Consider the following 22,529-nt stretch of genomic DNA (forward strand, 5'->3'; position numbering starts at 1 on the left):
TTTTTATGCGCTACATTACGCAGGATGATTTTATTGAAACCTTTTCAAAACTTAAACAGAGAGGTTTAGGCTTTTTATTATCGAAGTTTTCATTGAACGAATCTAAAAGAACCATCAGCGCTTTCAATGAATGGGATATAGAAGGAAGTAACTGGTGGATGATTCCGGCTGTACAGCAACGATGGAATTTTTTAATTACAGGTTCAGCTCAGCTCACCTATGAACAATATCTGGCTCAAAAATATCTTTCAACCAAACAAACAGGCACTCTTCTTTCAATTGGAAGCGGCACCTGCAGTCATGAAACTGAACTGGCCCGCTTATGTAAAAACTGGCAATTTCATTGTACTGATATCGCCGGTGATTTACTAAAGGAAGCTAAATCACTGGCGCAAAAAGATGAAATTGATAATATCTTTTTTTATGAAACAGATGTAACAAAGCATGAATTACCGGGTAACGCATTTGACATCGTTTTTTTTCATTCTTCATTACATCATATTCCTCATGTACATCAGTTTTTAAACAATCGAATATTACCAATAATAAAAGATGAGGGATTAGTCATTATAAACGAGTATACAGGTCCTGACAGGTTGCAATATCCTTTGCATCAAATTAATGCTATTAATGAATTATTGAAAATAATGCCGGCTTCAAAAAGAGAAAGGTATAAGAGAAAAGCAATTAAAAATACAGTTTCAGGCCCGGGGCTTTGGCGTATGATTGTTGCAGATCCTTCAGAATGTGTGGATTCTTCATCTATCTTACCATCCTTACATGAGTTAATGCACACTATCGAGGAAAAACCAATAGGCGGCAATCTGTTAATGTTACTGTTTAAAGATATATCACACCATTTTCTTACAAACGATTCTGCAACAAGACAATTGCTGGATATTTTATTTAAAGCTGAGGATAGTTATTTATTGAATAATCAAAGTGATTTTATTTTTGGGGTTTATAAGAAATAAAAAAGGGCTGGATGGAAATCCGGCCCCGCTTTAAAATCCAATATCCTATGAAAAACCGAGTGTAAGATATAAACAGTTTTGAAAAGGTTGCAATATTTTCCCAAAAAAAATTATTGTGTCCTTTTTAAAAAAATTTAATTCCTAACTAAACAGGTATTCTACATCTTCTCTTGTGAGTGATTTTACAAAGCCTGTATCATCGGTAATCAGGTCTTTTGCCAGTGCCCGTTTCCCTTCCTGCAGCACCAGTATTTTATCTTCAATGGTATCTTTACAGATCATCCGGTAAGCGAAAATATTATTTACCTGGCCGATACGATGGGTACGGTCAATGGCCTGTTGCTCCACAGCCGGGTTCCACCAGGGGTCAACAATGTACACATAATCAGCAGCTGTGAGGTTCAAACCCACACCACCTGCTTTTAAAGAAATAAGAAACACACGCACTTCTTCATTGTTCTGAAATTCATTCACTGCTTTTTCCCGATCAGGCGCCGATGTACTTCCATCAAAATAAACAAACGGTATTTCCAGCTCGGTTAATTTTTCTTTGATAAGCCCGAGCATACCCAGGAATTGAGAAAACACCAATGCTTTATGATGCCCCATGTTTTCCTGCAGTTCACGGGCCAGTTCATCCAGCTTAATAGAAGCATTGGGTAATTTTTCAGTTTCGTTCAGAATAGAAGGCGAATCACAGATCTGGCGCAACTTCATTAAACCCTGTAAGATGGTGAGTTGTGAACTGCCGATGCCCTGCTCTTCAATGGTACCTAAAATTTTAGAACGGTATTCATTGCGATACGCATCATAAATTTTACGTTGTTCATCTTCCATTTCACAGTACAATACGGTTTCTGTTTTCTCCGGAAGATCTTTCGCCACCTGTTCTTTAGTACGACGTAAAATAAACGGATATAACAAACGCCGCAGGTGATCTTTCTGTTCTTTTTCTCCAAACTTATCAATGGGTGTTGCAAAGTCATTTCTGAAATGCTCTACACTACCCAACATACCGGGATTTAAAAAGTTCATTTGCGCAAATACATCAAACGTATTGTTCTGCAGTGGTGTACCGCTCATGCACAAACGGTTCTTTGCTTTAAGTAAACAAGAAGCTTTAGCTACTTTACTCTGCGGGTTTTTAATCGCCTGGCTTTCATCCAGAATCACATAATCAAACTGCTGCTCTGTAAATAATTTGATATCACTTCTCAATGTACCATAGGTAGTAATGATCACATGAGATCCATCAAATGATTTTACATCCCTTGTACGTTGTGCACCATGATGAATATAATACGTTAAGGAAGGAGTGAATTTTTTAATTTCATTTTCCCAGTTAAACATCAACGTTGTAGGACAAGCCACCAATGCTTTTAAGTTGCCGTTCTTTTCATTGAGATGATGCAGAAAAGATAATGCCTGGATGGTTTTACCCAAACCCATATCATCTGCCAGAATACCGCCCCAGCCCACTTCATTTAAAAAGTTGAGCCAGTGAAAACCACTTTCCTGGTAAGGACGAAGAATCGGTTGCAGGTGTTGAGGTGGTTCAACAGCTTTAATACGGTTGAACTCACGAAGACGTTCATACTTTTCTTCCAGTTCAATCATCAACTCTGTTTCATCTCTTGTTTCATAGAGTTGATCAATAACACTGATGTGATATTTGGATAAACGAAGCTGCTCCTGTTTGTTTTCACCAAGGCGGAATAACATGGAATAACGTTTAATCCATTCTTCCGGCAACACACCGAGTGTGCCATCCTGTAACTGCACAAAACTCTGTTTGTTCTGCAATGCTTTTTTTACTTCAGCAATGGTTACACGTTGATCGCCAAACACAACATCCACTTTGGCATCAAACCAATCTACACCGTTGCTGATGTAGATTTGAGTTTTTGGTTTATGTGTATTGAAACGGAAATTCTTAAGTACTTCCCATCCTTCTACCGGTACTTTCATTTCCTTCATGGCATCCACAAACAAAAAGAACCAGTTATTACGCAGCACTTCTGCTCCTTTCAGTGCCAGTTGTGCACCACCTTCCGGTCTTATAAATTGGGAATGCAGGTTTTCAACCTTGGTTAAAAATTCTTTTTCTTTTTCCCTGTTTCGGTGTACCAACACCAAACCATCATCCTGTTGTAAAATAATTTCATCTTTATCATTAGGACGGATCTTATATCCTTTATAACTGAAAGTGGGGTTTAGTACAAGATACTCACCACGTTCCTGTAATTGCAGAGTTACTTCCGGCTCGCCTGCTTTAACTTCTTTAATTAAACTTTCATCAAACTCTACATGATAGTCTTTGGCCAGGCGTAAGGCTTCTTTTTGCAGAAAGTTTTCCAGCTCTTTACCACTTATAGTTGTATTACCATTGCCTACAAACGGAAGCGCCAGCAAAGCATCTTCTTTCGTTTGCCAGGTACGCATTTCATTGTTGAGTAAAAATACAAGCGGACTGTTCCATTCATTCTCTGCCACATCTACATCAGCACTGTTTACTTTTACTTTATAACTCCATAACCATTTTTTATCCTGTTGTTTCAGTTCAAAAAAAGGATGCAGAAAAACAGAAGACAGCGAAACCTGTTGAAGAGTTTTGGTTTTAAACTCTTTTCCCTTTGGTAACAAATAAACCGGGCCGCTATGTTCAGTAAACAGTTTTTGCAGGCGGGGAAGCATATAATCTGTAATTAACTCCCTTGTATCTTCCGGTAAATCATCTTCTTCATGATGGATGATGTTTTCCCAGATACCGGAGAATGGAGAATTACGGTTTACAAACTTGCTGATTTCTGCCGGTTGTAATCTTCTTAAAAGCTGCAATAGCTGTTTATCTGTTTCGGCTAATTCATTGGTTTCAACAAACCTGGAGATATCCAGCTTTTCTACATTACCAACAAAAGCAAGACCTTCTTCATCAGCCTCCCCCTTAACAACATCAACCGTGAAATAAGGAAACTGTTTGTGATTATTATTTAACACCACACCTAACCGCACACCTGTTTTCAGTTCTTCTGCTTCAGCAACAGCAGTAACGGTTTCTTCCTGTACCGGTGCAGGTTTTTTAAGTGTTGAAGGATCTACTCGTTTTACGGTTTGATCCAGCACTCGTAGAAAAGGTTTACCGTCTTTATAGATGAATTCAAACTTATCCTGCCAGTTATCTTTTAAACTGTAGCCATAAATTCCTAATAATTTATCTTTTTCTTTATCAATATTGCGGATACTGTCAAAGTAAAGAGGACCATATACATTAAGCAGTTGAATAAACACAATCGCTTTATGCTCGCAAATAGCATGTTCTGTTTCAGCACAGGTACAGCTTGTATCAAAGTTGCGTTCATCATTTCTTTTGATGGTAACGGGCCAGGATTCACCTGCGCTGGTAACTTCTGCTTTCACCACATCATCTTTTGCCGAAAGAATGGAAGCTTTATTGGTTCTTAAAAACTGTTCTGCATCATGCAGGGCTGCAGGTGCTGTGAGCGTACGGATACTTTTCAAATCGATGCTTTTCATTTTTACCACCGTATGGCGCTGGTCATACACCGCATCTTTCAGTCCCAGAATATTCCGGTCAATTAAATCCTGCAGGTAAAACAAAGAAGCTACCTCGTGCCGGCAGATATCGCCCAGGTTATACGGGCAACTGCAACGCACATTCATCGAGCGCTCATCCTTGTACTTCTGAATATATACCTTGTAAAACGTGGCGTAAGAATCATCTTTTACACGAAACACAACAGTACCCATAAGTTCATCATGCTCCACCAGTTCCACAAAACCAATAGCATGAATTTTTTTTCCCCTGCGGATGACTTCTTCTGTTCCGTGATTGTAAGCGAATTTTAGTAAGTGCGGTAGTGCCAAGCCAAGTAGAGTTTAATGAATGACGAAATACATTTTATTGCACGAGTTGAATCAGGGGCAATCGGCAAATGTAAAAGCATTTCCTTCATATTTCCATTGGAAAATGCAAAGAATTAAAAACAAAAGGCGGGAGGAATTAATTCACAGAAACTGCCTTATCTTTAGAGATTTTTTATCCCCGTATCAGCAAACCTTCTTTGTACAACGGCAGCACATTTGCTGCATTTTCAGTTAAGCAAAAACGGATGTCTTCAATCAAACCAAATCGCTCCACCAGGCGGTGATAATGTGTAAGCTTGGGTGCAAAACCAATTAAATCATCTTGCTGTTGCAAATACATGTTTTCGGCCGTTAATGAACTGTCGCAATGAATGGTAAAATATTCTTTGATGCGATTTATAACCGCACCGGCAAACAAGGTGTCTTCCAGGTTGTAACGGTCTTTCCATCCGGCACAACCCAGCACTACGTTTTTATTTTCTTTGATTAAAAAATCACACACCGCACCAAGATTGGGAAATGAGCCCGTAATAATGGTTTCGGCCTGGTTATCTAATGCCATTTGCAGTAATCTTGTACCATTGGTTGTAGTAAGAACCAGCGTACGGTCTTTTATAAACTCCGGATGATATTCCAACGGTGAATTGCCATGTTCCAATCCTTCTGCAATTTTTCCATCACGCTCACCGGCAGCAATGCCGTTTACATTTTTACTGAGCGCTACCGCTTTGGGAACACTGTCAACCGGAATCACACACTTCGCCCCGTTATTCAATGCATATGCTATGGTTGATGTAGCACGAAACACATCAATAATAACAACAACAGCTCCTTTCAAATCATATAAATGAAGTAAAGCGGGAGATAAACAGGTAAACAGTGTAGGTTTTTGTGATGACATAGCTGCAAAAATAAGGTTGCCGGCGTAAAACACCGGCAACCCATGCAAAAGTGCATTGTTAATATAGATTGGTAAGCTTACCGCTGATGATTTCTTTTTTAGTAACCAGGCGGTACGTATAAACAGCGTTCGAAGTTAATTGAACAGGGAACGATACAGAAGAGGAAGTGATTTGCTTTGAGAAAACAAGCTGCCCGCTGCTGTTAAAGAGTTCCAGCGTTGCCGGTTGTTCCAGTGCAATGCTGTTGTACAAAAACAAAGTTGAAGCGCTGAGCCATATCTTCCATTTTGGTGTAGCATCTCCGTTAATGGTTACAACAGAAGAATACGTGACCTTTCCGTCATAATCTTTTTGTGCCAGCCTGTAATAACGCTTGAAAGGACCGGCCCCGTTATCGTTAAAGGAATAAGAAGTTTTTTCAGCAGAGCTTCCTTTGCCTTTAATAAATTTCAGTGGTGAAAAAATCCGGCTATCGTCGCTACGCTCTACGGTAAAGCCATCATTGTTCAACTCCTGTTCTGTTTCCCAGGTAAGAAGATTGACTGTATTGCTGATACGCTTGCCGGAAAACAAGGTCAGTGTTACGGGTAAAGTAGTACAGGAGCCGCCCGGTACAGCCGTCATCGGTGTTCCTGCGCCGGCGGGATTGAAACAGGTGGCAGCGGTTGAATAGCCCATTTTCGCATTGCCCGCTGCAATATCTCTTGCTGCCAGTGTACGAACAGAAGCTCCGTTAGATATGGCATAGTGCATTACAAGACCCGGCGCAATAATATGTCCCAATCCATGTAAGTGTCCTACTTCATGCAATGCAACAGATTCAAAATCAAATTCAGAGCCTGAAGGCGCAGCAGGACCGTATTCCCATGTGAAACCGGCAGCGGGAGGTTCGTTAAACACTATATCAATTTCTTCTAACCACAAAACGGTATTGGCCTGATCGCAAACACCACCAATTCCCGATCCTGAAAAATAAGAAGTGGCTCTTGCTAACACACCCACAGGCAAACCGGAATCAAAAGAAACAATATTGATATTATCGTTTGCAGCCGTAGCCACAGCAGAAGCTGTTGAAGATGTATTGATATTAAAACCGGTATTACAGCGCCAGGTTACTAAAGCACGGTTAAAAGAACTTTTTGCAGCCGCATTACTGTTGAATGTAGTATTAAAGGTGAGTGAATAACCACCCTGCCCGTTTAAGTTCCGCAGGTAGTAACGTTGCCTGGTGCTGGTGGCGAAGTTCAGAAATGTATTGTCAATGCTTGTGTGTGCATAGTTAATTGTAAGATTGGAAGGAGAAAGAAAATCTATTCCGCCATTGGTTCTTACAAAAAAATCACCGGTACCGGCATTTGGCGGAACTTTTACGGTGATGGAAGTAGCGCTCCACGAAACATAATCTGAAGCAACTGCGGGTATAATGTAATTTGATCCGCCGTTATCAGCATTTCTGAATGCTACAAAACCGGCGCCTCTTGCTGCTTCAAAATTGTTTCCTGTAATCGTTAAAAAATCTCCGGGTACAATGGTTCCGGCATTGGTGGGCGAAGGAGAAAAACCGGAAACAGTATTGATAGCTTCTGCTTTAAACATTTGTTTGCGTGCAACAAATAAAGAACCATCTGTTGTAAGGGCAGGGGCACCGGTTAGCTTTTCAATGGTAGCAAACAGCTCCTCTTCGTTGAAACTTCTTTTATTCACAACATCATCATATACGAGGTTGTTTTGTAAAAGGGCTCCCTGCACATCCGCATATGTTTCAAATACAGGCAAACTATTCTGCGGAATACTTTTACTTATTGCTTTTGTTTCACTCTCAGCCGCCAGCATAAAAACATATTCACTTCCTGTTTCTAACTGCAAGGCCGGGTGTGCAATCATGGCCCGGTCTCCGTCAACACCGCCGAGTGTAAGCACGGCCAGTTTTGTTTCTGCAAGCCTTCCTTTAAGCCAGGCTTTTATCACAACTGTATTGCGGGTGTAGATAAGCCCGTTTTCTTTTTGCGTAAAACAATCTTTCGAAACCACCTCACCAAGTGTTATAACTGCAGCAACATTAACCCTTTGTTCCAGCGGAACGGGATAGACCATACACTGTGCAAACAATGTTGTTTTAATACCTGTTAATAAAAGCAGTGAAAGAAAGAAGGCCGTAAGATGTTTCATTTGTTTTGATTGAGTATTCTAAGATAGAGCGGCTTTTCGGAGGAGGAAAATTTAGTTATTCAGAAGCGCTTCCCATTTTTTTGTTTCGGCATATTCTTTAATGGTCCTGTTACGATGCACCAGCAGTTGCTTCATGTAATTGGTAAGATAAACCCGGTTAAATAAACGACCGAAGATGCCGTAAGGCGATTCAAACTGTAAAGTATCAATAACAATGGTTCCGTTTTGTACCGGTTTGAAATAGTGCTGATGCTGAAATAATTTAAAATCCCCTTCTTCCATTACATCTTCAAAAAAAGAGAAGGGTTTCATTTCTGTTATCCTGATTTTGAGAAAGCGGGTTTTAAATAAATGCTTTGCTTTCCAGGTAACAGATTCTCCCTTTTGTATTAAGCCGTTGGTGATACCGCTCACAGCTTCTTCTTTATGCTGTTGTTGTGAAATTTTATGCAGACCGATATGACGGCTTAAATCAAACACCACTTCCGGTGGAGCAGCAATAAATGTTGTAATATGAATGGTGGGCATATATTAAAGCGGTTGAATGAGTATCGGAACCTACTACAGCAAACAACGTGCTCAAATAATCGTTTACAGAAAAGGAACCTTCACCACCTTTGCCTTGAGTAATTTATCCCGCACCTCTACGTAAATCTCCGAGTCAAAAGCACTGTGCTCAACTGCTACATATCCAAGACCAATGGCTTTTTGCAATGAAGGAGATTGTGTGCCGCTGGTAACTTTTCCGATTTCATTACCTGCTGCATCTTTGATTTTATACTCATGACGGGGAATACCACGGTCAACCATTTCAAAGCCAATGAGCTTACGTTGCGCACCATCGGCTTTTACTTTTTCAATGATGGGTCTTGCTGTAAACTCTTTGGTAAACTTTGTAATCCATCCCAACCCCGCTTCTAAAGGATTGGTCGTATCATCAATATCATTCCCGTACAGGCAAAATGCTTTTTCCAAACGCAGCGTATCCCGTGCACCCAGGCCAACCGGCTTAATACCGCTTGCTTTTCCTGCTTCAAAAATGGCATCCCAGATTTTATCTGCTGCACCATCTTTGTCTTCAAAATAAATTTCTACACCACCGGCGCCCGTATAACCGGTAGCGCTTACTAAAACATTTTCAACTCCTGCAAATACACCTTTTGCAAAGGTGTAATACTTAAGATTGAGAATATCCATCTCTGTTAATGGCTGCAGAATTTTGGTAGCGTTGGGTCCCTGTACAGCCAGCAAGCAGGTTTTATCGCTGATGTTGTGCATTTCTACATTACCTGTGTTATGCTGTTGAATCCAGTTCCAGTCTTTTTCAATATTACTGGCGTTAACCACCAGCATATACACCTTATTTTCTTCTACACAGTACACTAATAAATCATCAACAATGCCGCCGTTGTTATTTGGCAAACAACTGTATTGAGCTTTTCCGTTCGTGAGCTTGGATGCATCATTGGTAGTTACACGTTGTATTAAATCCAGCGCTCCTTCTCCTTTCAAAATAAATTCTCCCATATGGCTCACATCAAACACGCCACAGTTATTACGAACAGCAGCATGTTCATCATTGATTCCGCTATAAGAAATGGGCATATTGTAACCTGCAAATTCGGCCATTTTGGCCCCAAGAGCAATGTGTTTGTGTGTAAAGGGAGTTTGCTTCATTTTAATCAATCGTTTAGAGTTGCAAAAGTAGGCGCAAGGGGTGAATTAAAAATAAATTAACTTGTATCTGTTCCGGAAAAGCTAAATCGTATGATTGATACAAATGTTTTGCTTGCCTGGGGTGCTGCTTACCGAAAGCTGTTGCCCGGCGAAATCCTTTTTAAAGAACAAACACATTGTCATTTTTATTACCAGGTAGTGAGCGGGCAATTACGCTGGACAAATGTGGACGATGATGGCAGCGAATACCTGCAGGGACTTGTTAATGCAGGTGAATGCATTGGTGAGTTGCCTTTATTTGATGATGAACCCTACGCTGCTACCGCAATTGCTAATAATGAAGTAACGGTATTGTTTTTGGAGAAGACTACTTTTCTGAAATTGTTACAAGAGCAACCGCAGATTCATTTTCAATTTTCAAAATTGCTGACACAGAGGTTGCGGTTTAAATTTCATATGTTAAAAAGTCTTGCCCGGCATAATCCTGATAAAATTATACGATCCGTTCTTGAATATTTTAATCATACAGGTAACCACAAGTGCAATGTTTGTCATAAAATACTATTGACAAGAAAACAAATAGCAGAGATGACATCATTACGTGTGGAAACGGTGATACGGGTAATGCGTCGTTTGGAAGCAAACAGGGAGGTAAGCATTTCAAGAGGAAAAGTGTACCTCGGCGCAGACGGTTGCTGCAAAAAAGAAAGCTGCCCGGTAGATGCCCTTCTTAATTTTACCGGAAACGGATGATTCCTGATTGATTTTTCAAGGTTCGTTTATTTGTTCAAAAAAATCAGTTTCAATAAAAGGAGCTTCTTTTTATAAACAGTGCAGTTATCAGCAAAGAAGCTAAAACACTTCCTTCAAGAATCCGCTGATACAATCCACCGTAGGCACTATCTAATTGTGTAAAAAATAAAAACGAAAACACAATTGCCAGCAAGCCGCACAATGTTATAATTGAGCCCACCCCTTTTGGCTCTTTCCATTTAAAAGCACTAATTCCCAACAGCAGCAACAGGAAAGGAACGGTTAGATACGTTACCAATCCTGAAAGACTATGAATCAATTGGGCAATACTTGGATCAACCATTTTTTTATTACATCCCGCATCGCAGGGAAAAATGCCGGTGAGCAAAGTACCGCCGCCATAAAACAAACCAATGCCTTTTAAAGCAATTGATGCTGCTCTGCTTTTTGGGAGATGCTTTATTGCAAGAAAGCAAAACAAAAATATCAAAAACCCGGATGGTATATAACCCAGTAACCGGAGATAAATGCCATACTTTGTATCTATAGCATATGATTCACTCAGGTATTGTGATAACTGGCTGTACCCGGGAATAAGTAATGCACCGAACACTGCGGCAACAACAAATAGTGCTATACCCAATAAACCAATTACAGAAACCGTAAGTCTGCGCATGCCTTCTTATTTTATGAAAGTAGAATTAATGATCCACGCTGATTATTCTCGTCACCTTCCAGCCTGTTGCTGTTTTTTTCCATACATGAATGAATTTAAAAACGCCGCAATCCATCTTTCCGTTTTCCATGTGGCAGAAACGATGTTGGGCTATTTGCACTGCACCATAGTTAGGCACGGGGTATACTTCCATGCTTTCTTTAATCAACGTTCTTGTAAGGTCCGGTACATTTTTTAGGATGTTGGTAAAAGCGTTGATATTGTATTTGAAATCAGACAAACCGGTTTTGTCGTGATAAAACTCCAAAGAAGAATCCATAAACATCGAAAAAGCTTTCAGGTCTTTTTTATTGAAGGCATCAAACCACAGACTGTCCTGTGTAAGGATGGTGTTGTACAATTCCCGGTCTGTGTGCTTTTGTGTTTGAGCCCGCAACATAGCCGAAGCTAAAAGCAGCATAGAAATGATTGTAATTTTTTTCATGTAATTGATTTTAAGAAAGCACCATACTGGTCTGCCGAAAGGGGAGAAAAAAGCCCCGCCGCTTTGTTCCGAAGCATTGGGGCCGTTGGCTGTTCCAACTTTAACCACTATGTTTAAATGAGTGCATTGGTGATGATGAGGTTTTGTTTTGACGATGATAAGGTTGTAATGGTTACAATGCACTCACTGTAATGGGCTGAAATAAGATCGTATTGTTATCTGTATGGTTAGCAATGGCCTTGGTTTTAGCGGTGTCTGCAGCAGGCTTGCCGGGTTGATAGCGGTAGCGGTTAGTATCAATTTCTTTTTTGATTTCCTGCTCACGCTCTTTCAGTTCTTCTTTGCGGCGTTCAATTTCCTGCAGCTCATCCTGTGCATCACGGTTGTTATACTTGTATTTTTCATTGTCTTTACCATCTGTACGACGTAAGCCATCAGCCGTCATCACATAATCCACATCAGGACTGTAATCAAAATCGGTGTACACATCTACATCCCAGTCTTCATCAAAACGGTTCCAGCGGTTTTTGTGTGTAAAGCGATAGTTTACGGGGTTGAGTTTACGTTCAATGGAACGATCAAAGCGTATTTGATTTCCTACAGGAACCTTCACTACTACGGTTACATGCTGTCCACGGAACTTATCGGTTTTTGCAATGGCCATATAGCTGCCAAGATCCAGCACACTGTCTTTATAGCTTACATGGTAATCTATTTTTTCAGCTTTTGCCTTTGCATTTGATTTGCTTTGGCCATAACTGCGGCGCACCATTTGAACACTAAAAAAGGAATCTGTGCTTTGTTCAATCTGCAAACGAACGGTGCTCAGCTTCAAACTATCATCATTAATATCCCATCCGCTGGCATCGTTATCATCATGCAGCCACCAGTAATGTCCGCTGTAGTTTACTTCAGGTTCAGTTACGGTTACTGTCATTTTACCTTTTACCGGTTGTGTTATAGAAACAGTTTCTGTAACCTCAGTACGGTTGCGGAAGTTTTTGCTGATACTGCTGATGAGCATAATCACACAAACCCAACCTACAATCCACAATCCACCAAACACATAACCTAAGTAGCTGTTTTTCGATTTGATGCTGAAAATTTTGCGGATGATCCATGTAAAGAAAGCAACGGCCGGTACTAACAGGAAGAAGAATAAAGTACCCCACACCGCAAAGTTTTGATAACCGCCTTCAAAGAAAAAGTCTTTCAATGGCCAGGCTACAATACCCGCTACAGTAATTCCGAACAATCCCATAAGTAGTGCAAACGCAATACAACCGGCAATGAACAAAAAGAATGCTTTGAACAAAATACCGATGGCATTACCAATACCACTGGCGGTGCTTTGTGCTACAGGGCGGGCTTCACTTGCAAATGCCTGTGCACGCTCTTTCACTTCTTCGCCTACAACAGCGGCACCTGATTTCATTTGTTCACTTACACGTTGTGCACCTGTTTTCACATCATCGCCCATTTTTTTCAAATCTTCTTTTACGGCTTTGCTGATGCTGCCCACATCAATTTTTTCGCCTCTCATCTGCAGCTTATCTGCAGCGGTTGTGGCCTTGGGCAACACAATCCATAATACCACATAAGTAAGGAACAGTGTACCTCCAATACCACTTGTAAAGAAGAACGGTGCGGGTGAAAAATCAAATATGTTCGGGATAAAGCCCAGTGCTAAGGGCAGCACAAAAATTAAACGGGGAATCCATACAGCGATGTTGAAATAATTGGCCAAGCCGCTGGCAACACCGGCCACCACTTTCTCATCCGGATCACGGAAGAGACGTTTTTTGATGTTGGACACCAGTTCACGTTGTGGTAATACCGCCCACAGAATGATGTAGATCAATACACCTGCACCAAACCCGCCGAACGAAACGAGTGCAAACAACACACGAACAACGGTAGGATCAATTTTGAGATAATGAGCGATACCACTGCACACACCACCAATAATTTTATCATTGGCATTGCGGCTGATGCTGCCACGGGGTTCTTCCGTTGCTGTAAATGTAGAGCCACTGTTAGCGCCAGCACCGGCAGCAGAAGAAAGCGATGGTTCGCTGTCCATCTGTTCAAAATCTTCTACACGGCCCATGCTGTTAAGGATGGTGTTTACGGTATCATCTGTAATACAGGCAGAACCTTTTTTCAGATCCTCTTCAAACAACTCGGCAATACGGTCTTCAATATCATTGATGATTTCGTCTCTTCCTTCCTCTTTGGCAAAGTAGCGGCGTAAACTTTCAATGTAGCGCTGTAATTGTTCAAAAGCAGTTTCCTCTATAGGAATCACCCGTCCTTTGAAGTTTATATTAATTACCTTTTTCATCTTTAAAAAATTTAGAGTGGTGGTTAAAGTGGATTTTCACCGGAGGAAGGATGAACAGTTATGGTTTCACCTTCTACTGCTTTGTTGGTTACACCGTTTTTCTGCGTTACCGCATTCACGGAGTTCACCATCTCGTTCCAGGTAGCCTGGAGTTCTTTGTAAAAGGCAGCCCCTTTCTCTGTGAGTGAAAAATATTTGCGGGGAGGTCCGCTGCTGCTTTCTACCCAGCGGTAGGTGAGCAGATCGGCATTTTTCAGGCGAGTTAAGAGCGGATAAAGGGTACCTTCAAGGAGGGTGAGATTGGCTTTCTTCATCTCCTCGATGATATCACTTGGGTAAACTTCGCCCCGTTGTATAACGGAGAGAATGCAAAACTCCAGCACTCCCTTTCGCATCTGGCTTTGTGTGTTCTCGATATTCATAACCTCTGAGTTTTGTTTTTTTGATGTGGTGGCCCTGTAGCTATCAGGACGGGAGGACGGCTCAACTTGCGCTTCGTTCAGTACCCTCTTTCACCACTTTAATCATTGACAAAACAAACATAAGACAATATTTGGTACTATGCAACACATAGTACCATCTTTTTTTTAGTAGTTGGCAGAAGAAGATAGCTTACTATTTGCTTAAGTAGCTATTTTTCAGCGACTTGAAACAATTTCTGCAGTCAAAAATATTTTAAAAATTTTTTTCTGATGGCCGGAAAACAAGGTGTTTTAGCTTTCCTTTTTGAAGAAACGGTCTGGTTTCTGTTGTTCCTGAAGCCTGGAAAAGGTCCCTTTACATGGTTTTTGAACCAGCGGGGTCGCCAATAAAATTCATACAATCATCAAACGGCAGTCATTGACCATAAATGACCAATGCTGAACTTTGCATTTGTAAACACTCATAACTATGTGGAAATTGATAGCGCTGATAGGATCACTCACAGCCCTGGTATTGCTGGCTAATAAACTCATTGATAAATGGATGAATGTACCGGGTGCTGATTTCAATAAGATGTATGATAAAACGATGTTGTGATTTATTGCAACAGCCAATACGCCGTCATACTCAACACATAGGCAAGCCCTGTCATGTACAGCAATTGAATGATGGGCCATTTCCAGCTTTGTGTTTCTCTTTTTACAACAGCAAGAGTGCTCATACATTGCATAGCCAGCAAATAAAAAATCATCAGGCTCACACCTGTAGCTAAGGAATAAACCTTTGTACCATCAGCTTTCACTGCTGCATTCATTTTATTACGCAGCGTTTGTTCATCTTCTTCTCCACCTTCTACTGAATACAAAGTAGCCATCGTTCCTACAAATACTTCACGTGCCGCAAAGGAGGTAATGAGTGCAATACCAATCTTCCAATCATAACCCAGTGGTTCAATCACTGGCTCAATGGCTTTACCCATGATGCCGGCATAAGAGTTTTGCAGCAAGGCTGCCTGTTTTTCTTTTTCAAGTGCTGCAGCGCTGTTGGGGTTTTGCTGAATGAGCGTTTCATATGTAGCAGTGGTTTCACTCATTACATTTTCCGGGCCATAGGAGCTTAATACCCATAACAAGAGCGAAATCACCATGATGATTTTACCTGCATCAAACACAAACACTTTGGCTTTTTCAATCATGGTGTACAAAACATTTTTCCAGCGGGGGCTTCTGTAAATAGGTAATTCTAAAATGAAAAAACTTTTGTCTTTAATGTTTATGAGTCGCTTGGCTATCCATGCCACTATCAATGCAATCACCAATCCGAAAATATAGAGCCCCATCATCACCAAACCCTGCAGGCTCAAAAAACCTAAGTAAAACGTATTGGGAATAACCAAGGCAATTAAGATAGTATACACCGGTAGCCTGGCACTGCAACTCATAAGTGGTGTTACGAGTATAGTGAGCAAACGCTCTTTACGGTTTTCAATATTACGCACACTCATAATGGCTGGTACGGCACAGGCAAACCCGCTGATCATAGGCATTACACTCTTACCATTGAGCCCCACTTTACGCATCAACTTATCGGTAAGAAAACTGATGCGGGCCATATAACCTGTTTCTTCAAGAACGGTAATTAATCCGAACAAAATCATAATCTGCGGTACAAACACCAGGATGCCGCTGAGGCCGGCTACCACTCCATTAATCAATAAATCGCTCCACCAGCCTTCATTTAAAAAAGCGGTCAACCAGGTTTGCAGTTTGGCAAAGCCGGTTTCAATCATATCCATGGGGTATTGTGCAATCCAGAATACGCTTTGAAACAGCAGGAACAATACTGTAAGCAAAATGGCATAGCCCCAAACTTTATGCAGGAGTAATTTATCTAACTGCTCAGCATACAGTTGTTTTTCACGCTGCGTTTTTTCAATCACCGTGTTTTGCATTACCTGGCGAATGCGCTGATACCGTTGTACAATTTCAGTACCCTGCACGGCTGTGGGTTGAAACTTATTATCTGTTTCAGCAGCTTCTATCTGCACCTGCAGCGCATCAGGCAAAACAAAATTTTCATGATTGATGAGATGGTGCAGGGCGCTGTAATCACTAAGACCCGGTATCAATTCTTTCACCTTAGTGATTGCTTCAGGCGCCAGTTCTTTGTTTTCAATAAAATCATAGGCCGGCGGTTTCCAGGTTTGTGTAGCGGCTTCGTAAATGCGTTTTTTCAGCAAATCAAACCCTTTGTTTTTCCTTGCATTTACCGGAACAACAGGAACGCCCAGCTCCCGCTCTAACTGCAGCACATCAATCTTCATTTCTTTCCGGCGGGCCAGGTCCATCATGGTAAGCGCTACCACCACGGGTTTTTTTAAATCAATGAGCTGTGATACAAATAATAGATTCCGTTTCAGGTTGCTGGCATCTGTTGCCACCACTACCACATCGGGCTTAATGGAAGCATCCTGGTTCATGAGCACTTTATAAGCCACCCACTCATCGCTGCGGCGGGGATATAAACTGTAAGAGCCGGGCAAATCAATCAGTTCAGCTTTCACCGTTTCATTCAAAAGCACAGTGCCGGAGTGTTTATCCACTGTAACACCTGGAAAATTGCCCACTTTCTGGTTCAATCCCGTTAAAGAATTGAACAGGGAAGATTTTCCACTGTTAGGGTTACCGGCCAATGCTATCTGGATGGTTTTGCTCATGCGTGTGCAAAGGTAACGGCAAAGCTTGTTTGCCATTTACGAAGATGGAAAAAGAACAGGCCTGTTTTAACCCTTGAATTTCAACAAGGGAATGCTTTTTGTAACTATAACATAGGGCTTCGTAAAAAATTTGACAAATTCATTGATAAAGAGGGAGAGAAAAGAAGCAGCCGCTACCTTTGCTTATTCTGTTTAACCAACAAATTACCATGAAACGTTTTCTATCTTTCTTTTTGCTTGTACTTGTATCTTTTTCAACCTCTGCACAAAAATTAAACAAAGCAGATAAGGTAACACTTGCCAACTTAAAAGCTCATGTTATGTTTTTGGCTGATGATAAGCTCGAAGGTAGACGCACCGGCACCAAAGGAGAAGAATTAGCCTATCAATACATCAGCAGCCAATTTGAGAAATACGGACTGGAAGCCAAAGGAACCAGCGGTTATTTACAACCCTTTGAAGTAAACGAAGGCAAACAGATTCTTTCTACCACATTCCTGATTATGGATGGTGAACATTTTAAGGTGGAAAAAGATTTCTTTCCATTAGCATGGAGCGGCAACGGAAGTGTGGAAGCGATTGCTTCACCCAGTCTTGCAGAAAATGGAGGCCCCTGGTTTTATGATCTGAAAGAATTGCTGGAGCAAAATCAAAACAATCCGCATTTTGATCTTTCCAATGCTTTGCGTGAAAAAGAAAAAGCTGCTGTAAGTAAAGGCGCCTCGGCGTTGTTGCTATATAACAGTGGTTCCATAGCAGACAATCTGAAGTACGACAGCAAGGATAGATCAGCAGTTTCTGCCATTCCGGTTTTGTATCTCACCAAAAGTATAACTGCCAAACTGTTGAAAGATATTTCTCACACATGGGATATTAAATTAAAAGCGGAGCAGGGTGATAAATTACGCAAAGGACATAATGTGGTAGGTTATATCAACAACAATGCACCTATGACTATTGTGCTGGGTGCTCACTTTGATCATTTGGGTTATGGAGAAGATAATAACTCCCGTCATACAGGAGGCACCGCTATCCATAATGGTGCTGATGATAATGCCAGTGGCACCGCTGCATTAATGGAGTTAGCACGTCTTTTGAAAAACGGCAGTAAGAAAAGTAATTATCTCTTTGTTGCCTTTAGCGGAGAAGAACTGGGTTTGTATGGTTCTAAATATTACGTTGATCATCCAACGGTTTCACTCAGCGCTGTTAATTACATGATCAATATGGATATGGTGGGCCGCTTCAGCGATTCTTCCAAAACCATTACCATTGGTGGCGTAGGTACCTCACCAAGCTGGGGTAAACTCCTGAACGGTGAAAAGAAAATGCCCTTTGCTGTAAAGGTTGACAGCAGCGGAACCGGACCCAGCGATCATACTTCCTTTTATCGTAAAGACATTCCTGTTTTGTTTTTCTTTACCGGACTGCACACAGATTATCACAAACCATCTGATGACTTTGATAAAATCAACTACAACGGTCAACTGCAGATTGTGAATTATATAAATCGTTTGGTAAGTCGTACGGAAACCGAAAACAAATTAGTGTTTACAAAAACAAGAGAACAACAAACCACCACTTCTGCCCGCTTTACCGTAAGCATGGGTATTATGCCTGATTATACATTCAGTGGCGGCGGCGTTAAAGCAGATGGTGTAAGTGATGGAAAAGCAGCACAGAAAGCAGGCATCAAAGCGGGTGATGTGATTGTACAACTTGGTGATTTTGCCATCAGCTCTGTAGAAAGTTATATGCAGGCGCTCAGTAAATTTAAAAAAGGCGATGCTACCAAAGTGAAAGTGAAACGGGGCAATGAAGAGCTGCTGTTTGATATTGTTTTTTAAGAAACATACCGCAACACGTTCATGAAGCTTAAAGTTGATAATGAATTACTGGTAGATGAGTTTTTTGAAGACACGCATCTGCTGGGCATAATGGCGCCGGTTGAGAGCCATCTTTTTGTATGGCAGATCAATCAGGGCCTTGGTTTTGATTTCCGCATTAACGATGATCTTGAAATTCAACTCAACAAAAAGAGCCGCACCTATTTTTTTAAAGTATATGAATTTAAAGAGTCGCTACGCACCATTACTTATTATCTCTACAAAAATCATTGCGATGGTGAATATCTGTTACCGGAGTTCAAACACCTGGATTATTTATGGCTAACAAAAGGCGAAGCATTAACAACCACAGAAGCAACGGAACTGCATAAGGGTTTGCTGAGTATTCATCATGTGCAACTGGTGGTGGAACTTACCAATGAAAAAATCAAGAATAAGCAGCATTTGATTTTATAATATCAATTTCAATATTTATGTGGACCGAAACCAACAATCAGCTTTACCGTAAATTTGAATTCAATAATTTTTCTGAAGCCTTTGCTTTTATGACAAGAGTGGCAATTGAAGCAGAGAAAGCCAATCACCATCCATTATGGTCCAACGTTTGGAACAAGGTGGAAATATGGCTGAGCACTCATGATGCCGGAAACATTGTTACAGAAAAAGACCGGCAACTGGCCCGTGCCATTGATCAATTATTGAAGTAAGATCTGCTTATTTAATAAACTGAAACCATTGCTGGTACATCGGCCCAAGTACAGGAACCGGTTTTTCTTCTCCATTAAGTGCTGCTATTAATCCCAGGATCCATAATACTAACATTACAATCCATACAAGGGAAAAAATCCGAAACATAAACGGAACAGCGATACCCAGTACAGCTAAACCAACATACAATGCAAAGCCAGTTACGATTATTCCAAAGCTTTGTCTTAAATGAAAAGTGGCGAGTGAGCTTTTAGGATTCGTGTTTCCATATTGCACAAAAGCAATGATCCATCCGATAATGGTGATGTAAGAAACCCAGGAAATAGTTTTGGCGTCCATACGATGAAGTTTTTAAAGTAAAGAATCAACATCAAGGTAGTGAAGGCCAAATGCAATTACAATAGTCAGGCAAGAATCTTTATAAGTTTTTCTCCTGCGGGTATGAACTTACCAATGATCACTGCATCTCCGTTTATTTTTTGAATTTCTTCAACGGCATCTTCTGTTGCTGCAATAAGTAATCCGCCATTGGTTTGCGGATCAGGCAGCAGGTTAAAAGCTTCCATCACATTTACACCGGTTTCAAAACCAACTTTGGTACTGTAGCTATTCCAGTTACGGTAGGTGGCATCGGGTACAATACGTTGGGCCAGGTAGGTTTTTGCTTCTTCAATCACCGGAATAGTAGCATAGTTCAGTTCGGCACTCAAACCACTTCCTTCAGCCATTTCAATTAAATGCCCTAAAAGTCCAAACCCTGTAACATCAGTCATGGCGTGTACACCGGGTAAAGATGAAAGCAGGGCGCCTGCTTTATTTAATTGTGTCATCCATTTCACAGCAATGCCGTCGTGTTCCGGTTGCAACACTTTTCTCTTTTGTGCAGTTGAAAGAATTCCTACGCCGATGGGTTTGGTGATCAGTAAAATATCACCCTCCCTGGCAGTATTATTTTGTTTTAACTGCTGATTGTTGACAAGACCGTTTACCGCCAGTCCGAAAAAAGGTTCTTTACTGTCAATGCTGTGCCCGCCTGCCAATGGAATATTGGCTTCTTTGCAAACAGCTCTTGCACCATCTAATACCTGTTGGGCCAAAGAAGCAGGTAATGTTTCCACCGGCCAGCCGAGAATAGCAATGGCCATCAACGGAGTGCCGCCCATCGCATATACATCGCTGATGGAATTAGCAGCAGCAATTCTGCCAAAATCAAAAGCATCATCAACAATTGGCATAAAAAAATCCGTGGTTGAAATCAAAGAGCTGCCGTTTCCCAAATCATACACTGCAGCATCATCTTTACTGTCATTGCCTACCAGCAAGGAAGGAAAGTGTGCTGCCGTTTCATTTGTTTTTAAAATTTCTTCCAGCACGGCAGGTGCAATTTTACAACCACAACCGGCACCATGTGAATATTGAGTGAGGTTAATCTTTTCAGTTTGCATATTCATAAAAAAACAAAACCATTTGGTTTTGTTTTACAAAGTTGAGGGTTTATCGGTAAGCTTTATTCTCTTTTTAATAGTACAACCGCACTTTTATTAAGTGTGGATGTAAAGAACACCTGGTAACGTTGATCACCGCTGTACACTACCAGCAATCCTGAGTTTGGCGGAATAGATCCAAGATTTTCAGCAAACAATGTTAACTGAACGATTTCTCCTTTTTTGAAATAGACAGTGTGTTTGTAAGCGCTTGCTTTTAAACCAATATTGTTAATGATTTTTTCATTGTTGAGAAATACACTCACGGTGTCACCATCAATTTCACCATTATCATACAAAGCCAGCGTAACGCTGTCTTCAAATACACTTAATGTTTGAATTACTTCTGTTTCTCTCTTGGTGATAGCCGGGTTATTGATAACTGGAGGCGCACCGGGTTTTTGAATGGCCGCAGTGGAATCTCTTGTTACAGCTTCATTGGGTTTTGATATAGCTACCTCTGTTTTTTCTGGTGCTTTTGTTACAACAGGTTGTTGAACTATAGGCGGCTGCTGAACAGGTTTTTGAACGGTAACCGGTTGTGCATTGTTCTGTGGTGCAGGTTTCGGCTGATTGTTGGCAGCAACAGTCGGTTGTTGTTTGGGTGGTGCCGCTACCGGTACTGATGAATTGTTTTTTGGTTCGGTAACAGGCTTAGAAGAATTCTTTACAACTGTGTTTGATTGCGCTGAATCTTTTTTCACCACAGGTGCCGTTATGGTTGTATTATTTTGATTGATCGGCTTGGTTTCCGGTTGCTTTTGTACAGAAGCAGTTGTTTGTACTGTATCTTTTTTTACAGTTCCAGTTGAAGCTGGTTGCTTGGTAATTACTTCAGGCTCTTTGCTGATAACACCGGCAGGTGATTTAGAGGCTATCGTTGGTTCCTGTTTTACAGGTTCTTCAGTTTTAGTTGCAGTAGCAGGATTTGATTTCGGTTTATTTACAGCTACATCAGCCACTTTGAAACCCGGTACAAATGCAATGGAGCGGTGCAGCTGTTTTTCTTCCAGTCGTTTAAAAAGCTGTGTGGTTTCGTAGAGTGGCTCTTTCTTTACTTTTACTTTTCCGCTGATGGACATGTATTTGTTTCTGAAACGGCTGGTAGTCCATTCTCCACTCATTGTATCTGCATCGGGTTGTTTGGGATTAAGATTAAAAAAATAAGCGGCTTTGATTTTCCGGTTGGCACGTTCGTCAAAATTTCTGGATACTGATTCATCATCTTCTACAATCAACATATTGCCGGATACTCTTGCAGTTACACGAACCGTATTGTAAATAAGTGAATCGTTTACGATGAACAGGCGGTACAGATAACCGTTGATCTTTCCTTCTTTCTGCTCCAGCACCATTTCAAAATCAATACGCACTACAGGGCTGTCCTGTATCATGGTTCCCTTCCAGGTTCCTTCAAATTTTTGTGCAGTGGCAGCAAGAAACAGGCTGCAGAGCAGGGCTAAAAGTAAGAGTGGTTTTTTCATCTT

At 41.0% G+C, this 22,529-nt stretch carries 19 protein-coding genes; 6 read left to right on the forward strand and 13 right to left on the reverse strand.

What is annotated here, in order from left to right; genetic code table 11:
* The first annotated feature begins 5 nt into the window (after nucleotides 1-5).
* The gene (locus PDL71_RS01595; RefSeq protein ID WP_407524474.1) at nucleotides 6-974 is read left to right on the forward strand and encodes a class I SAM-dependent methyltransferase; all 969 of its coding nucleotides are present in this window, start codon (nucleotides 6-8) and stop codon (nucleotides 972-974) included.
* 141 nt (nucleotides 975-1,115) lie between these two features.
* On the opposite strand, the gene PDL71_RS01600 is transcribed toward PDL71_RS01595, so the two are convergent.
* The 5 genes from PDL71_RS01600 to gcvT form a co-directional block, all read right to left on the reverse strand.
* A complete protein-coding gene (locus tag PDL71_RS01600; protein WP_407524476.1) occupies nucleotides 1,116-4,859 on the reverse strand; it encodes an SNF2-related protein in 3,744 nt (1,247 codons plus the stop codon).
* Between the two features lie 172 nt (nucleotides 4,860-5,031).
* The gene (locus tag PDL71_RS01605) at nucleotides 5,032-5,760 is read right to left on the reverse strand and encodes a 2-phosphosulfolactate phosphatase (protein WP_407524478.1); all 729 of its coding nucleotides are present in this window, start codon (nucleotides 5,758-5,760) and stop codon (nucleotides 5,032-5,034) included.
* Between the two features lie 58 nt (nucleotides 5,761-5,818).
* Nucleotides 5,819-7,930 (reverse strand): matrixin family metalloprotease, encoded by a 2,112-nt coding sequence (locus tag PDL71_RS01610; protein WP_407524480.1) that lies wholly within the window; start codon nucleotides 7,928-7,930, stop codon nucleotides 5,819-5,821.
* A 51-nt stretch (nucleotides 7,931-7,981) separates the two neighbouring features.
* Nucleotides 7,982-8,458, reverse strand: a complete 477-nt coding sequence (locus PDL71_RS01615; protein ID WP_407524482.1) for an SRPBCC family protein — start codon at nucleotides 8,456-8,458, stop codon at nucleotides 7,982-7,984.
* A 63-nt stretch (nucleotides 8,459-8,521) separates the two neighbouring features.
* Nucleotides 8,522-9,607 carry a glycine cleavage system aminomethyltransferase GcvT gene (gene gcvT / locus PDL71_RS01620; RefSeq protein WP_407524484.1) on the reverse strand — a complete coding sequence of 362 codons (1,086 nt, stop codon included), beginning with the start codon at nucleotides 9,605-9,607 and terminating at the stop codon, nucleotides 8,522-8,524.
* A gap of 90 nt (nucleotides 9,608-9,697) precedes the next feature.
* Between gcvT and PDL71_RS01625 the strand changes: the two genes are divergently transcribed.
* Nucleotides 9,698-10,360: a Crp/Fnr family transcriptional regulator gene (locus tag PDL71_RS01625; protein ID WP_407524486.1), complete on the forward strand. Its 663-nt coding sequence runs from the start codon at nucleotides 9,698-9,700 to the stop codon at nucleotides 10,358-10,360.
* Nucleotides 10,361-10,409: 49 nt separating this feature from the next.
* Here the strand turns inward: PDL71_RS01625 and PDL71_RS01630 are convergent, their stop codons facing one another.
* From PDL71_RS01630 to PDL71_RS01645, 4 genes are all read right to left on the reverse strand, one after another.
* Complete coding sequence (locus PDL71_RS01630; RefSeq protein ID WP_407524488.1) at nucleotides 10,410-11,036, reverse strand: DUF998 domain-containing protein; 627 nt, start codon at nucleotides 11,034-11,036, stop codon at nucleotides 10,410-10,412.
* Nucleotides 11,037-11,061: 25 nt separating this feature from the next.
* A complete protein-coding gene (locus tag PDL71_RS01635) occupies nucleotides 11,062-11,520 on the reverse strand; it encodes a nuclear transport factor 2 family protein (protein ID WP_407524490.1) in 459 nt (152 codons plus the stop codon).
* 172 nt (nucleotides 11,521-11,692) lie between these two features.
* On the reverse strand, nucleotides 11,693-13,864 hold the full coding sequence (locus tag PDL71_RS01640) for a PspC domain-containing protein (protein WP_407524492.1): 2,172 nt from the start codon (nucleotides 13,862-13,864) through the stop codon (nucleotides 11,693-11,695).
* Between the two features lie 23 nt (nucleotides 13,865-13,887).
* The gene (locus tag PDL71_RS01645) at nucleotides 13,888-14,286 is read right to left on the reverse strand and encodes a PadR family transcriptional regulator (protein WP_407524494.1); all 399 of its coding nucleotides are present in this window, start codon (nucleotides 14,284-14,286) and stop codon (nucleotides 13,888-13,890) included.
* Between the two features lie 469 nt (nucleotides 14,287-14,755).
* Between PDL71_RS01645 and PDL71_RS01650 the strand changes: the two genes are divergently transcribed.
* Nucleotides 14,756-14,884, forward strand: a complete 129-nt coding sequence (locus tag PDL71_RS01650) for a hypothetical protein (RefSeq protein ID WP_407524496.1) — start codon at nucleotides 14,756-14,758, stop codon at nucleotides 14,882-14,884.
* Nucleotide 14,885: 1 nt separating this feature from the next.
* Here PDL71_RS01650 and feoB read toward each other — a convergent pair whose 3' ends face one another.
* The gene (feoB, locus tag PDL71_RS01655; protein ID WP_407524497.1) at nucleotides 14,886-17,003 is read right to left on the reverse strand and encodes a ferrous iron transport protein B; all 2,118 of its coding nucleotides are present in this window, start codon (nucleotides 17,001-17,003) and stop codon (nucleotides 14,886-14,888) included.
* A gap of 209 nt (nucleotides 17,004-17,212) precedes the next feature.
* Between feoB and PDL71_RS01660 the strand changes: the two genes are divergently transcribed.
* The 3 genes from PDL71_RS01660 to PDL71_RS01670 are packed head-to-tail and all read left to right on the forward strand — an operon-like array spanning nucleotide 17,213 to nucleotide 19,557.
* The gene (locus PDL71_RS01660) at nucleotides 17,213-18,850 is read left to right on the forward strand and encodes a M28 family peptidase (protein WP_407524499.1); all 1,638 of its coding nucleotides are present in this window, start codon (nucleotides 17,213-17,215) and stop codon (nucleotides 18,848-18,850) included.
* A 21-nt stretch (nucleotides 18,851-18,871) separates the two neighbouring features.
* Nucleotides 18,872-19,306, forward strand: a complete 435-nt coding sequence (locus tag PDL71_RS01665) for an IPExxxVDY family protein (protein WP_407524501.1) — start codon at nucleotides 18,872-18,874, stop codon at nucleotides 19,304-19,306.
* Nucleotides 19,307-19,323: 17 nt separating this feature from the next.
* A complete protein-coding gene (locus PDL71_RS01670) occupies nucleotides 19,324-19,557 on the forward strand; it encodes a 4a-hydroxytetrahydrobiopterin dehydratase (RefSeq protein ID WP_407524503.1) in 234 nt (77 codons plus the stop codon).
* 7 nt (nucleotides 19,558-19,564) lie between these two features.
* Here the strand turns inward: PDL71_RS01670 and PDL71_RS01675 are convergent, their stop codons facing one another.
* The 3 genes from PDL71_RS01675 to PDL71_RS01685 form a co-directional block, all read right to left on the reverse strand.
* Complete coding sequence (locus tag PDL71_RS01675; RefSeq protein ID WP_407524505.1) at nucleotides 19,565-19,897, reverse strand: DUF4870 domain-containing protein; 333 nt, start codon at nucleotides 19,895-19,897, stop codon at nucleotides 19,565-19,567.
* A gap of 65 nt (nucleotides 19,898-19,962) precedes the next feature.
* A complete protein-coding gene (selD, locus tag PDL71_RS01680; RefSeq protein WP_407528445.1) occupies nucleotides 19,963-21,003 on the reverse strand; it encodes a selenide, water dikinase SelD in 1,041 nt (346 codons plus the stop codon).
* 62 nt (nucleotides 21,004-21,065) lie between these two features.
* On the reverse strand, nucleotides 21,066-22,526 hold the full coding sequence (locus PDL71_RS01685; RefSeq protein ID WP_407524507.1) for a hypothetical protein: 1,461 nt from the start codon (nucleotides 22,524-22,526) through the stop codon (nucleotides 21,066-21,068).
* Between the last annotated feature and the right edge of the window lie 3 nt (nucleotides 22,527-22,529).

Origin of the sequence: Lacibacter sp. MH-610, assembly GCF_045780045.1 — a bacterium.
GTDB lineage: Bacteria > Bacteroidota > Bacteroidia > Chitinophagales > Chitinophagaceae > Lacibacter.